The sequence below is a fragment of the Streptococcus suis genome (assembly GCF_002960425.1).
GTDB classification, from domain to species: Bacteria; Bacillota; Bacilli; order Lactobacillales; family Streptococcaceae; genus Streptococcus; species Streptococcus suis_S.
This window is the reverse complement of the sequence record NZ_POIZ01000100.1, coordinates 1-15,003: the sequence shown is the minus strand read 5'-3', so window position 1 is coordinate 15,003 and position 15,003 is coordinate 1. Positions and strand designations below refer to the sequence as shown.

Below are 15,003 nucleotides of genomic sequence, written 5' to 3'. Positions count from 1 at the left end.
TATCCGAATCCAACTGACACTCGGACGCTCAAGCCCTTTCTTCAATCCATCCAAACCTTAGAACTCTTTCAACACATTGTCGCGGATGCAGGTTATGGTAGTGAAGAAAATTACAGCTTTATCCTTGATGATCTGGAGAAAACGCCTCTGATTCCCTACGGAACATATCAGAAAGAGCAGAAGAAAAGCTATAGGAAGAGCGATGCCAATCCTGAAAACTGGACTTACTTGGAAGATTCTGACCAGTGGATAAAGCCAGATGGGGTTGTCTACTCGTTTAAGAATTATTCACGAAGAACGGACAAGTATGGATTTGAGAAAGATATTAAGATTTACGAAGCTGATCCTGTACAAGCTAGTGAAGAGTTAGACCAATTAGCACGGACGGAAAAAGGAAACCTCAAACAAATTCAGTATAATCCTACGTGGAACTATTTCAAGAACTTAGTCAAAGAGGAATTGACAAGTAAAGAGGGAGCCCGCATTTATGCCAAACGCAAGGTGGATGTCGAACCTGTATTTGGTAGGATGAAGGGTGTTTTTGGCGTGCGCAGAGTCCATGTCAGAGGTCAAAAAGTGGTTGAAACTGAGATAGGATTCCTCCTAATGAGCATGAATCTAACGAAATTGGCTAAGAAATTAGTCCAAGAGAGTAGAAACAGAAAGAAAAACACAGATAGTTCGGCTGGATTTCATCAAAATCAGCTCGAATCTATCTGTGTTTTTTATTTACCGGCTAGTTTTTGCCCAGCCTCTTTTTGCAATTTTTTTATAGAATTTATAGAAATTTCTTGTACAAAATAGTATAATATATATAATTAAAGGCTAGTTTATCAATAGTAGGTATCAACTCAAGGAGATTTTTCCTTGATGGTCTTAGACCAGAAGGCTGAAAGAAAGGGGCAGTCTATGTTAAATAGTGATATTCGTGCGAAAGCAAGAGAGATTAGAAGCACAACAGATGGGATGATTTTCTTGTTTATGCCCCCCATTTTGATTTCTTTTCTCTCTACTCTGGTTACATCTTACTTGAAGCTTGCTTATGGCTGGGCTGGTATTCCTATTTTTAACAAAACTGTTGAGGAATTTGGTAGTGTTCGTACCTTTCAAATCCACCTAAGTCCAAGCCTCCTATTTAATCTGGCTATAGAATGCCTGATTGTCACCGCTTGTTTTCAGCTCATACGAGTTGTTCGAAAAGAAGGTTGCCGTCTGACTTTCATGGATTGTTTTAACCGACTGGATGAGAAGAATATCTTCCCGCTGGTTTTAACGGTTGTCATTCGAAGAGCCTTGCTCTTTGTGTGCAGTCTACCGATTTTGATTGGAACCAGCTTGATTACTTGGGCGCTGTTAGATGAGGGAGCTTTAGGAGCTATCTATTTTGGACTACTACCAGACATCGGTGCTTTGTTTCATTCTAGTAGTATGCAATTAGGGCTAGCCTTGCTCATCATAGGTGGCTTAGTGACCAGTTTTATTGGCTATAGTTTTAGTCTGGTCGAATTTCTACTCTATGACCATCTGGAAATTGGAACCTACTCCTCACCTTTGGTCTTATTCAGACAGAGTTGGCAATTGATGAAAGGAAATAGATGGCGTTTGTTTCTGCTAGACCTATCTTTCCTGGGCTGGTTTATCGGTATTTTCATGACTTTGGGATTGCTTGCTTTCCATGTTTATCCATATTATTGGACCTGTAGGGTCTTGTTTTATGAGGCCTTGAAGGCAAAAAATCCTCTTGTCTTTAAAAGTCTTTTCTCAGAAAGTAATCGGTTTATATCATCGTCGGTGGCTTAGCTTTTACTTTAGTAGAGCGAATGGTTGAGTTGATATGTAGAGAGTTGAAAGGAGGGATGATTATGTGGATGAAGGAGAAGATGGCAGAAGCTACCCTGATCCGTGAGGAAACCCAGGGCATGACGGCCGCCTTTTCGCCTGTAGTGGTATTGTCTATTTGTCATCTTGTCGGGGGCTTACTTGCTGCTCTAAGAGGCTTTCTTCTGCTTAGGCAGGATAGCAGTCTGGTTGTAGAACGTTTGGTAGCCCATCTCTCTCTGGCCCTGGTCACTAGCTCGATATTGAATGCTATCATACACATTCTCTTTGGTCTAGCAAGCTTTCAGCTAATGGACTTTCTCAAAGGGCAAGTAGATAAGCTCAGTTTAAAGGGTAGCCTGTCCCTTTCTAGAAAGGAGTGGACAAAACCAGTCTTAATCACCCTGATTTTCCATTACTTGATTGATTTTCTAGCGGGGCTACCGCTGGTCCTAGGCATTGGCCATCTCATCGCCGGCTTGGTTTTACATAGTTTGATGATTTTATCGCCTGGGGCAATGGCAGAGCTGGCACTTTATCATCCAAGTCAACTCTTACAGACAGGGTTCATTCTTCTGGTCCTTGGAAGTCTAATCTATTTCTTTATCCATTATCGCTTCTCCCAGACCGTATTTGTTTTATATGACCAACTAACAGAGGACCGCTACCATCAGTCTAGGGCTGTTTTTCAAGAAAGTCAGCTATTGATGAAGGGAGCTTATTGGAAAGCTTTCTGTTTGGACTTGGCATTTTTTGTCTGGTTTATCAGTGAATGCCTGACCCTCAATGTTCTATCATTCTATGTCAGACCTTACTATCAAATCAGCAGAGCTATTTTTTATCAGGATTTAAAAGAAAGACTGTCAGCTAGTGAATAGCCGACAGTCTTTCTTCATTATTGAGCTGTATTTTTATTTTTAAAGTAGAGGTCGTAAACCAACCAAGCGATGACAAGACCTTGGACGATGAGGCTGATAACGGATCCTTCCACACCGAAAGCACCGCCTGACAACCAGTCTGGGCCAGAGGTTTCTACTGCAATAAAGGCTTGACCAGCCTGGTTACCGCTCACTGGAAAGGCGAAGACATTTCCTTGGAAACAATTCCATGCGGCATGGATACCACCAATCACCCAGAGATTGCCTGTTTTCAACATGACCAGACAGGCCAGAATGGCAAAGAGGGTCAGGTCTAGGATAGGAATGAGGGAGATAGCATTATTTCCCAAGTGGAGAAAGGTGAAGAAGAGGGAAGAAATAAGGATACCGACAGGGATATTGTGCTTGGCAGCTAGGGATGAAAACATCCAGCCCCGTGTGAGTAGTTCTTCGGTCGTTCCCTGAACGGACCAGGCCAAGACCAGAATGAGAAATTCCCCCAGAAAGGCGGGCGAAACATGGAAGCTAGTAAACTGCACGACACCAAAGGCCCACATGAGCAAAACGCAGGCTGTTAACATGGCTGCACCCAATCCCCAACCGTGTAGGAAGTCTTTTAGGGCTCCTTTTTTTATCATGCCCAGTCCAGACCAGGAGCTCTTTTCAAGAAATCTAGCCCAGAGGATAACAGCGAGGCTGATAAAGGCAAAGGAAAATAATTCCAAACTTAGTGATATAAATGGATCGTAGATGTAGTTGAAAAATAAGGTCATTATGACTATATAGCCGATAATTTCCGCTAGAATCATCAAGATAATGCCCACGATAGGCGATAGGATAAAATTGAGGTTAAAGCGTGATTTGGCTTTTTCTGAAATGAATGCTGTTTTCATATTTTTCTCCTAGTTTGTGTTTAGTACTAGTCTATCATATTTTCCTATGGAAAACTAGACAGAATTTTGATAAGCGTGATATAATGATACAAAAGTATAGAAGGAGATACATCATGCATTTACAGGATTGGCTATCAGATTTTCAATTTGGAGAACACCAATTGGTAGGTCCATTTTTTTATGCGACCCCTCTGGCGATCCGATTTGAGATTGGTCCTGCAGTTGAGGCTGAACAGCTACCTAGAAAAGTGTATCTGGATAGGGCTTATGCGCGTGCGGTAGAGCTTTTGGAGCGGGCTAGTTCAGCATACGACTATGTGGTTCTTTCACTGCTTCGTCAGGAAGATAGGGACATCGACACTTACCTTTGGCATTTTACATCGAAATTTAACTTTGACAAGTGTCCTGAGCCGGAACTGATAGAAGTGGAGGACTGGACGGGAGAAGTGCTGGTCTATGAACGCTATCTTCTCCCAGTCGCTGACCAAGATTTGAAAGCTCTCTTGTGGGAGATTATCAAGGCTGACCATGGTGGCTTTAACTACCTTTCTGCTTCTCTTATCTTCCTATCTAGTCGGGACAAGGTTCTGTACCATTGCTATGACGATAGGGGAGTGGATATCGCGGTGGTGGATGATGACAAGCGTCGTCAGCTTTTTACGGACTGCCATGACCTGCTTTTTGATTATGATATGGAGGAGATGGTGAGGAGGATGGATTTTTAAAAACTAATATAAAAATGCCCATGATATACTACGTATACCATGGGTTTGACTTTCAGTCAAACCCTAACAACAACAGTCCTATCACAAAATCAGATTAGGAAACTGAATGGTGTGTTTAGTATAATAACGAGGGTTATTTTTTCATCAAACGCTCCTTTTGTACTAATACAAATGTGTTAGGAAAAGCTAGGAGATCTTATGGCAAAGTTTGATATTATTACAATCGAAGACAAGATTCAGCAGTTATTGGAAGACGGCTTTGACCAAGCTTCTTTTATCTATGAATTCTTGTCTTTTTATGATATTCCAAAATAGGGGTTGATGGTAAAGGAAAAGGAAGGTATTTAGTAATGGAACAGTTGAAAAGGAAATTTAGTTATTGGTCTGAAAAACTACTGGATTTAACGAAAAGAAACAGTCTTTTACATTATAAAAAGAAAAAGGTAGGGGCTCTTCAGTTTGATGACGAATTTGATAGGATGTTTAGGGAAATTCTTGACATGAAGTATGCTATTTCACATTTTCCTAAATCAGCATCGCTTGAGATAGCAGAGGAAGAAAAAGAAGTTGCATTAAATGAACATAAAAGTCGACTCAAGTCGTTAAAATTAATCCGCCAGAATGCCCGTTCGCACTATAATGAGTTTGGATTTCATTCAAGTTATTTAATTTTTGGTTTTTTAAGATGGAAAGAAATTGAGTCTGCTGATGCTTTTTCTTCTCCTTTGTTAATGGTTCCAGTTGAAATTGAAAAGGGAGATAACGAAATTGCTTTCGAAATACTACTAAGGAATGATGAAGCAATTAAATTAAATCCAGTTATTATAAAAAAACTATGGGATGACTTTGGGATTAATTTAAATGAGTTTGCAGAAATTGAATTTAGCCAGGACAACATAAAAGATATTTCGATTCAAGAAATTTTAGAGAAATTGGAAGTACATTTTGATGATCCAGACTGGGCAGTTGAATACCGAATTATGCTGGATAACTTTAATTTTCAAAATTTTGCAATTTACAAAGATCTTGAAAATAACAGAGAACAATTTTTTCAAAATCCACTTATAGCTTTGCTTACAGGCTCGACATCAGAAAAAAATTTAGAAACTATAAAAGGATTCGAAACAGCCGTTGAGGTCTCTCAAGTTCCAACAATAGATAATTTGCAGATATTGGATGCAGACTCAAGTCAGCAAGAGGCCATTATTAAGGCAAGGAGGGGAGATAGTTTTGTTTTGCAAGGTCCCCCAGGCACTGGAAAAAGTCAAACGATTACTAATATTATCGCTGAAGCACTGGGATTAGGGAAGAAAATCTTATTTGTATCAGAGAAGCAAGCTGCATTACAAGTTGTTTATGATAAATTAAAAAAAGCAGGCTTGTCTGATTTTATACTATCACTACATGATATCAAGCAAAGCAAAGAATTGATAAAAAATCAAATTCAAGAAGTAGCTACAAATCATAAGGATGAACTGTTTGTCGATATGCATTTATATGAAAAATTGGAAGCAGAAACTTCAGTTTTGAATGATTATGCAAACTCATTAAACAATGTACTACCAAATGGATTTACTAGATTTGAGTTACATGGTAAGCTTTCCAAAGTCATGGATAAGCAGAGTTACTTTTTTGAAATCCCTGAAGCAATATTGCATTTGGAAAGAACCCAGATAGAAGAATTGCTTGATAGAGTGCAGGGATTTGCAGAATCTTTTACGGCTGATTCCAATGAATTTTGTGATAGCCCTTGGCGATTGCTTCAAGGGGAGTTGGGGTTGGAGAAGAAGGATAAATTGGTTCAGTTGTTAAAAGATATACCTCACATATATGAAGAAAAAATGTTATGTCAAGAAAAGTTAGTAGATTCTCTGCATGATGGCAATTTGAAGGAATACAGTCCAGAACTGTTTCATCATTTGATGGAATTGCAAGCAGGGCAAGGTTCTGTTAACTGGGATTGGATAATATTAGATGTCAATCAAATGAACTCGGAATTGCAAATATTGCAGGAACTAGAATCCACAATTCACTTTCAACATGCAGATTTGGAGCTCTCCAAGCAGTATGTATCCGAACAAAAAGAAATTTTATCTCAGAAATTTGAAAATTCATTTCTGGAAATCCAAGATGTTGAAAGTGTATTGAAAAAGATGAAGTTCAAGTACAATGTATTTTATAGGATTATGTATCCAGAGTACAGGAACCTTCTCACAAAATACAAAGAACATACTAAGGATTTACAGTTAGATTATTCAACACTAGTCAGTGCTTTAGAACAGTTAAAAGATTTGAGAGTGGCGGAAGTTAATTTAAAAGAATTAGATCAGGAGCATCGAGTAACTGAAAAAAATTATTCTTCAAAAAAAGAAGAAATTGTTCAGAAGTTGAATTTGTCTGAAACTGAAATGATTGACTATGATGATTTACAGATATCTTTTGATTGGATTGAAGATTTTCAATGTTTGAAGAAGCAGTATCCACAACTGTCTGATGCATTCTTACTCAAGGTATTTAAAGAAAAAAATATTCAACTGATGGATGTGAAAACAATGTTTGAGTATTGGAAAAGGAGTGATAGTCAATTAGAAAATCTTTCTAATAAACTTGTGGAGATGTTCCCTGGTATTCATTATGAAAGTGATACACTGCTTGAATTTATCCATCAGTTAAATTTGGATGATTATCAAAAATTTATTGATAATAAAAAGTTCAGAGATATTTTAGTCAATAGATTTGAGCTAGAATCCTTTGTTAATTTTTTAGATAACAATGCAATCAGTAAGGCAGAGATTCTCTCAATTTTCCAGAAAAGACTATACAGTGTATTACTAGACAAAAATAGACCCTTGGAATATAGTACTTTTTCAAAACATAGTCATATCAATACTGTCAACCGCTTTAAAGAATTAGATAGACAATCGATGGAGTTGGCAAGGAAACGTGTGTATAATCAGCTGGTATATAATTTACCAAATTTAGATAGTATTGAGTACATTGATGAAGTAAGAATACTCAAGAAAGAATTTAATAAGAAAGCTCGTTTTTTACCAACCAGAAAACTTATTGAGAAACTACCTACACTTTTGCCCAAATTTAAGCCATGTATCATGATGTCTCCCTTAACAGTTTCAACTTATTTTGGAACTAATACAGAGTGGGAATTTGATTTGGTTATTTTTGACGAAGCTTCTCAGGTAAAACCAGAATATGCGATTGGTTCTATTGCAAGAGGAAAGCAGTTGATTGTGGCAGGAGATTCAAAACAAATGCCTCCAACTTCATTCTTTAGTGCTACTAATGTAGACGAAGAGCAATTAGATGATTCACAAGAGGATTTAGTAGAGCTTGAATCTGTTTTAGATGAGTTAGCAGTTGTATTGCCAGAAACGCATTTGGATTGGCATTATCGCAGTAAGGATGAGTCACTTATTACTTTTTCAAACATAAAGTTCTATAACAATCGTCTCTTAACGTTTCCTTCTGAAAATATTGATAAAGAAGATAGTATTCAATTTACTCATGTTCCAGATGGAGTATGGGAATCCAGAAATGGTAATAAGCCTGAAGCAGATAAGGTTTTAGAAAGTATTATTTGGTATGCAGATCATTTTCCAAACAAGAGCTTAGGTGTCGTAGCATTTGGTAAAAGTCAATCGACTCAAATAGAGGAACGTTTGGAGAAATTTTTAGAACAGAACCCCAAATACCATAGTTACTTTGATGAAAATAAATCTGAGCCATTCTTTATCAAAAATTTAGAGAATGTTCAGGGTGATGAACGAGATATCATAATAATCAGTGTTGGTTATGGACGTAGACCGGATGGTAAACTAATTATGAATTTTGGTCCCTTAACCAAATCAGGAGGTGAGAGACGTCTGAATGTAGCAGCGTCGCGGGCAAGGGAAAAGATGCATATTGTTTCCTCAATAAAAGGAAGTGATATTCGAGTTGATGATACCTCTAATGAGAATCGACATATACTAAGAGATTTTTTGGACTACGCTGAACTTGGTAGAGAAGTGCTGGTTGGTTATGACACAAATATAGTTGACCGTGAACTTCATTTTGATTCAGATTTTGAAGAAAATGTATATGACTTTTTAGTTAGAGAAGGTTATACTGTTCATACTCAGGTAGGAGATTCAGGTTATAAAATTGATTTGGCTATTGTCCATCCTAATTCTTCTGGCAGGTATCTATTGGCAATTGAATGTGATGGTAGGGCCTATCATTCATCAAAAACTGCTCGGGATAGGGATAGGCTCCGACAAGAAATCTTAGAGGGAAAAGGCTGGAAATTTTATAGAATTTGGTCGTCAAATTGGCTTTATGATAATAACAATGAAAAAAATTCAATTCGTGATGCAATTCAGGAAGCGATTTCGGAATCTGAAAAGTCTAATAAGTTATCAGATATAGTTACATATGATGAAGAACGTGTACAGACTATTTTAGAATATGAATCTGTAGAATCGAATCAGCTTGAATTGTCAAAATATGCAGTTGTCTTAAATGATTTACATGCTAATGAGGAAGATGAGAAAGATAATAACTCTCATATTGAGGATAATAGTGAAAGAAATAACCTAGATTTGGAAATTCTTAAAGAAAATCATGTTGTTCAAGATTTAGAGTTTTTTTCTTCTCATGAACATGATTTAGAAGGCATTTGCTCAGTTCTACTACAGCATGCAAAAAGATTTAGAGGACAACTTGTTGGTGATTGGCTTCGATATGTGAATGAGCAACATTTTGGTAGAAAAAGATTAACTACTTTTAATGAGAATATTTACAAAAAAGCCTTACTTCATTTGGAAAATACAGGGCGTATTGCCATAAGAGATGGCTATTTAAGTGCAGTTGAAGTGTATGACTACTATCCTACACTCTCTGACTTACATCAACTTGCTACGCTTAGCTCTACCATTTCATCTGAAGAATCTTATTTTGAAAAAATTGCTAAATATTACAAATTACCTAATTATCAAGAAATAGATGTCTATCATTTTAAGACTCCTTCAAAAATTACAGTCATCGCAGATTTACTTATGAAATTAGCCAGATTACATATTGATAAACCGGTAAAAGAGTGGTTCAGAGTGATCAATATCATTGTTTTTGGTAAAAAACGCCTTAGTGAGGGGTATGAAAAGGTATATCGTAGAGCATTGAACAAATTAATTGCTGAAGGCTTGATAGTGGTAGAAGGGGATATATTACGATTAATAAGAGATAGAGAAGTAGAGGTAGAAATAGATTTTCACGAAAATCAAAGAACTGTCGCTCTTGAGAATCGTAATCCAAATCTTGATGAGCATACCTCAAAAATTATGTTTTCAAAAGTTGAAAAAATTGTTAATCTGTTAAAAAAACAAAAAGTTACAGGTTATAGAATTGCTCGAGATACTAAGGGTAAAGCAAGAGAAATGAGTTTGATTGCATTGAAAGATGGTCGTGCTGAAATTGAAAATATTTCATTTCAAACTGCTCGTTCTATAATTGAGTGGTATGATTTGTACTATAAAGATTATCAGTCAGATGAGTGATATAGATTTATGAAAAACATATTTGTTCCAGTTTTACAATAATTTTTTATTCCTATGTCGAAGGAATTAAAGATTAAAGACGATATAGTAGAATGTAATTATAAATGTTTGGCTCTTGAGTTTGATTTCTTCATTGTACGATAAAAAGCGTTCGGGCAGATTGGTAACTGAACCCTTAGATACTATTTCTATGCTAGGAGAAGAAACCGCCCAATATCACACAACAGGCTACATTTATGTTGTCAAATATGCTGGAACAGATAATCGATTTTTAGAATTGGAGAATCTCTACAAGATTGGAGTAGCGACAGACATCAAAAAACGGCTTTCAAATTGCCAAAATGAAGCGACTTACCTGTATGCTCCTATTCATTTAGTAGCCAGTTATGAGATCCAGAATGTTTCTGCTAATAAGGTAGAAAAATATTTACACGACGCTTTTAGCGACAAGCGCGTCCAACTGGAGACTATTTCTCCAACTGGTAAAATAGTTTCCGTTATTGAATGGTTTGTGGTAGAATTAGAACAGATTGAACAAAAAATAAATGAGCTTTTTAAACAACTAAATTTATGATATCTTATCAGCTAAATTAAAGGAGAATATTTATGATGGGAGCATTTCTATTTTTTACATTTGCGATTTGTTATCTGGTGGGCTGTATCGCCATAGCGATTGGTCTCAGACGTAGGAAGTAGGAGGAAAGACAAATGGAAGAACTCTTTATGAAACTCTTTATTTGGTTGTTTATCTTACTCTGGTCCTCACCTGTAATCATTGTCGCATTGGCAGGTGGTTGGGTCATTTTATGCCTATTGTTTGGCAGAAGGAAATAATGATATTGAAGCATTGCAAAAGAATGTAACCTATCGTAAAATGGTAGTATATTTCAGATATACAGGAAGGGGTTGCTATGCCTTACCGTAAATTAACATCAAGAGATCGGTCTTTTATCAAAGGGCAGACGGACCGCTTGCTGAATCAGATGAATAGCAATGCGACCTATTTGGGGACAGTTCAGACCTATGAAGCAGCCAAGGCTAGGGTTAACCAAGCCTATTTGGCAATGGAACTGGAAGACGACCCAGAGAAAAAGGTACGACTGGCAAAATTGGTTGAAACCTATACTGCTCAAGCCCAGGCTATATTGGACGAGTGGGAGGAGAAGAACAGACATGCAGAGAAAGCGGCAAGAAATGTCGAGTTGATCTTGTGGCTGACTGTACTGTTCACCCTTAGCTTTGTTTTTCCAGTCAATATCATTCTAGTCATTCTTTTTGCCTTCTGGTTTTATCGGAATTACCTTCGTTCTAGTAAATCCGACCGAGTGACTAAGACCGCCGCTAATAGCCAATCTTTGACAGAAGAGGAAAGGTTTGAAAACTGGTTGACAGAAAAGATTATCACTCTCAACAAGGACAAGCGGGAGTGGACTGAGGCTATGCTGACAAAATATGACAGCTTAGATGACATAGCAGCAGGTATCGGTGAAATGGATGAGATAGATAAAGTGGCTGGTAAGAACCTTCTACGACGCTATCAGGACATTTTAGCAGATATTGAAAAACTGCCAGATTCTGACCAGAAAACCTATTATTTGGATTTTCATCAGGAGATCATTGCAGACTTAGAAGATATATTCCAACAACTCCATTTTGGATAAGAAAAACCGGTAACAGTACAAGGCTGTTGCCGGTTTTGTTATTCGTCTATGGAAAAGACCAGGACCATGATTTGTATAAAGGTAAAGCCCAGGATGAAGGGCAAGGCAGCCCAGGATACGACTTCAATCATTTCGCTGACGACTAGGCTTGGTCTGGTAAAGATGTCCCATGAATTGAGCCGTGCATAGCGTCCGATGTGAATGGCAAAGCTGGATAGAAAGGAAAGACCACCAATCAGAAACAGCCTGAACCAGTAGGACTTGATAGAGAAGGCAGAGAAAATCAGCCGCAGGCTTTCCACGCCAGTCATGACCCCATAGAAAATACTTGGGACATAGAGCATGAAAAGAATCATGCTTTCCCGTTGCCAGAGGACTGTGTTGGCAAAGTGCATGTGGACGATGTCCGTCACCATGTAAAAGGTGTTGGGGTAGAAAAAGAGCCAGAGGAGGCCAGCAATGATTTTTATGACCTTGGACTTATTGTGGTTGGTGAGGATAGCAAAATCAAGTGCTACCAAAGCCAAAAACATATTCCAAGTCAAGTCAGGTGCTGTGACACCGTAACGCTTTAGACCGGCAGCGATGATAAGGAAAAAAATATGGATAAAAACATTTTTCTTTGTAAACATAATAAACCTCTTTCTGTAGAATATAAAAGCTAGTATATCACATTCAGGTAGAAAAAGGGGACTTGTCATCAAATTGTTAGGACTTGTTTAAGCTTGGATTAAGTATTAGAAAACAAAAAAGAAACAGCTGACCTGTTTCTTTCAACTCATTTATTCATCAACGGCAAAGACCAAGACCATGATTTGTATGAGGGTGAAGCCAAAGATAAAAGGGAAGGTGTCCCAGGACATTGCTGCGACCATATTATTAAGAACAGCAAGGGGGCGCGTGAAAATATCCCAAGAGCGAATATTGGCATAGCGACCGATATAAATAGCATAGCTAGCAAAGAGGGATAGACTACCAATAATCAGCAAACGCAAGCCATAGAATTTGACATTGTAGCTTTTGAAAATAGCTTCTAAACTTTCCACGCCAGCCATAATTCCAAAGAGAATAGCTGGGACATAGAGCATAAAGAGGAGCAAGCTGTTGCTTTCCCAGAGGGCTGTGCTGGTAAATTGGAGATTGACCAGTTCGGTCAAAATGTAGAAGGTATTAGGATAGAAGAAGAGCCAAAATGGTGTGATCAAGAGCTTGCTGGCGGTGTGATTATTTTGTCGGACCAAAATAGCAAAGTCCAAGGCCAACAAGGCCCAGAGCATATTCCACATCAGGCCGGTGTTTTGAACGTCATTTAAGAGCATTCCGACGATGATGATAACAAAAAATAGATGGATTAAGAGATTTTTAGGTGAAAACATAGACAACCCCATTCTTTTTCATAACTTCTTCTAGTATAACATATCTTAGAAGGATTGTGGACGGGAAGTCGCTTTGTTTTTGCACAAAAATATGATAAAATGGGAACATTAGCAAGAAAACTGGAATTGTAGTTGCTATTCGACATCTTATTAGAAAAGAGTTTATCATGTCTTTTATCACAACAATTATCGATGAGCACTTAGCAGATATTTCTGGCTCCCTGTCTTATTTTGATCGGGAGGGAAATGTTCATGGCGTTACGCACGGGAGCAAGACCTCCTATCCATCCTTTGAGGATTACTATCTGGCTATGGGCGCGCGTATTAGTAGCGAAGTACAAAGTAAATATACCAGAAAATTGAGGTTTTGGGCCTTTTGGGAGGCCATACAAAGCCCCTCGATTGCTCTTTCTCTATTCATCGGTCTTATTTCCTTGGTTCTTTTTTTCATTACAAAGGGAGAGGGATGGCCTGAGTGGCTTGTAAATATTGCTATGTTCTTTACGATTTCCCCACTTTTTGGATTTGTATATTACAATTTGTTTTTCAAAACTTGGGCAACAACAAATTTTGAAAATGCCTATTATAGAGAACTAGCTAAGAAACAGTCAACGATTTACACCAAGAAAGTCAAGCATGAAAAAAATTGGCCATTTATCATCGCTGTTGTTGGGCTACTAGCCTTGGGATACTTTGATAGCTGGACTACATCAGTAAAACTATTACTGATGGGGCTGATTCCATTATTATTGAGCATGATTGAGGGAGTCATCCTGATAGTACTTATAAAACTATTTGCTACCTTATTCCCAAAAAAGAAAAAAGAGACTTCTGATGATTTGCAACGTCTATCTCCAGAACTCGATAAGGAGTTAAAAAAGCGTCTCAGGACGATTTACGTAGATTTTCAAAAAGGGAAATATGCCGATGCTTTTAAGAGATTTGACACCTCTCAGAAAAGTTGGAAAGAGTTTCACCAAGAGATTCAAAATTTCCTTAATGACCAAGAACTGACTGCCTTCCATACCATTCCCTTTGAGGAGACGGAAATATCAATTTTAAACGTCACGGCCAGCGATTTTGAGGCTGATTTATTTCTATATGATACTCAGGCGATAGAATTTCCAGAGTTTTATCTTATTTGTAAGGTTAGCTACCAAGTGGATAGGTTACAGGCTATTGAGTTGGTTGAGATAGGCTATTAAAGAAAAGAGTGTATTCTCCATGAAGGTCCTCTGATGCTAGATTAAACGTTGCTGTTTTCGTGTTTCTTTGAAAAAACAGAAAGTTATAGCAATTGAAATCATTTAAGCAGCATTTTCTTAAGATTAGGTAGTTAGTATGATATGGAGGAGCAGTCGTAAAATTTTACACTGTATATTTTAATTTACTCCGATACTTTGTAATTCTCTCACAGTCTTAATCGAATTGGACATGATTTATACATGAAAGGAATAAATTCTAAGGTAAATGTCCTAGATATAAATTTACCTTAACAAATATATCAGAACACTATCCACTCAAGAAATTGGAGTAAAAAGTAGATTGATACATAGGAACTAAAACTTTTAAAGACCAGTTGCTTGGTCTTTTTTCTGACATCAAATTGTGGTATAATTGGTTGGTATCAAAAACGCGTTCCATTAGCGCGGAAAGGAAAAAAACATGACAAAAACACCGTTTTATATCACCACACCGATTTATTATCCGTCTGGAAAACTCCACATTGGTTCGGCCTACACGACCATTGCCTGTGATGTCTTGGCTCGCTACAAGCGTCTTATGGGCCACGAGGTTTTCTATCTGACAGGGCTTGATGAGCACGGGCAGAAGATTGAGGAGAAGGCAAAAGAGGCTGGTTTGACACCGCAAGCCTACGTTGACGGCATGGCGGTTGGCGTGAAAGAACTTTGGAAACTTCTTGATATTTCATATGATAAGTTTATTCGCACAACAGACGATTACCATGAAAAAGTGGTGGCAGATGTTTTTGAAAAATTGCTGGCGCAGGACGACATTTACTTGGGAGAGTATTCTGGTTGGTACTCCGTATCGGACGAGGAATTTTTCACCGAGAGTCAATTAGAAGAGGTCTTCCGA

The 15,003-nt window shown here is 37.8% G+C and carries 11 protein-coding genes and 1 pseudogene; 9 read left to right on the top strand and 3 right to left on the bottom strand.

Translation table 11 applies throughout. The annotated features are described in order from the left end of the window. The 3 genes and pseudogenes from C1G57_RS10930 to C1G57_RS10920 all read left to right on the top strand — a co-directional run. Window positions 1-643 (top strand): annotated as a pseudogene (locus C1G57_RS10930) (transposase); the annotation flags it as partial. A gap of 227 nt (window positions 644-870) precedes the next feature. Further along, complete coding sequence (locus tag C1G57_RS10925; RefSeq protein ID WP_238595323.1) at window positions 871-1,800, top strand: DUF975 family protein; 930 nt, start codon at window positions 871-873, stop codon at window positions 1,798-1,800. A 56-nt stretch (window positions 1,801-1,856) separates the two neighbouring features. After that, complete coding sequence (locus tag C1G57_RS10920) at window positions 1,857-2,696, top strand: DUF975 family protein (RefSeq protein WP_161941164.1); 840 nt, start codon at window positions 1,857-1,859, stop codon at window positions 2,694-2,696. A gap of 17 nt (window positions 2,697-2,713) precedes the next feature. Here the strand turns inward: C1G57_RS10920 and C1G57_RS10915 are convergent, their stop codons facing one another. Further along, a complete protein-coding gene (locus C1G57_RS10915) occupies window positions 2,714-3,589 on the bottom strand; it encodes a CPBP family intramembrane glutamic endopeptidase (protein WP_105114911.1) in 876 nt (291 codons plus the stop codon). A 113-nt stretch (window positions 3,590-3,702) separates the two neighbouring features. On the opposite strand from C1G57_RS10915, the gene C1G57_RS10910 reads away from it, so the two are divergent. The 4 genes from C1G57_RS10910 (at window position 3,703) to C1G57_RS10895 (ending at window position 11,527) form a co-directional block, all read left to right on the top strand. Continuing rightward, complete coding sequence (locus C1G57_RS10910; RefSeq protein WP_105114910.1) at window positions 3,703-4,314, top strand: DUF3885 domain-containing protein; 612 nt, start codon at window positions 3,703-3,705, stop codon at window positions 4,312-4,314. A gap of 350 nt (window positions 4,315-4,664) precedes the next feature. Continuing rightward, on the top strand, window positions 4,665-9,866 hold the full coding sequence (locus C1G57_RS10905; RefSeq protein WP_105114909.1) for a DUF4011 domain-containing protein: 5,202 nt from the start codon (window positions 4,665-4,667) through the stop codon (window positions 9,864-9,866). A gap of 190 nt (window positions 9,867-10,056) precedes the next feature. Next, on the top strand, window positions 10,057-10,440 hold the full coding sequence (locus C1G57_RS10900) for a GIY-YIG nuclease family protein (protein ID WP_238595325.1): 384 nt from the start codon (window positions 10,057-10,059) through the stop codon (window positions 10,438-10,440). 337 nt (window positions 10,441-10,777) lie between these two features. Then, entirely contained in the window at window positions 10,778-11,527 is a 750-nt protein-coding gene (locus C1G57_RS10895) for a hypothetical protein (protein WP_105114908.1), read from the top strand. Between the two features lie 38 nt (window positions 11,528-11,565). Here C1G57_RS10895 and C1G57_RS10890 read toward each other — a convergent pair whose 3' ends face one another. Together C1G57_RS10890 and C1G57_RS10885 are read right to left on the bottom strand one after the other, a co-directional pair. Next, a complete protein-coding gene (locus C1G57_RS10890; RefSeq protein ID WP_105114907.1) occupies window positions 11,566-12,159 on the bottom strand; it encodes a DUF1361 domain-containing protein in 594 nt (197 codons plus the stop codon). 150 nt (window positions 12,160-12,309) lie between these two features. Further along, the gene (locus C1G57_RS10885; protein WP_105114906.1) at window positions 12,310-12,903 is read right to left on the bottom strand and encodes a DUF1361 domain-containing protein; all 594 of its coding nucleotides are present in this window, start codon (window positions 12,901-12,903) and stop codon (window positions 12,310-12,312) included. Between the two features lie 167 nt (window positions 12,904-13,070). Between C1G57_RS10885 and C1G57_RS10880 the strand changes: the two genes are divergently transcribed. Continuing rightward, window positions 13,071-14,108 carry a hypothetical protein gene (locus C1G57_RS10880; RefSeq protein ID WP_105114905.1) on the top strand — a complete coding sequence of 346 codons (1,038 nt, stop codon included), beginning with the start codon at window positions 13,071-13,073 and terminating at the stop codon, window positions 14,106-14,108. A 460-nt stretch (window positions 14,109-14,568) separates the two neighbouring features. After that, window positions 14,569-15,003, top strand: a 435-nt coding sequence (locus C1G57_RS10875; RefSeq protein ID WP_153045633.1) for a class I tRNA ligase family protein, incomplete at its 3' end; no start/stop codon positions are given.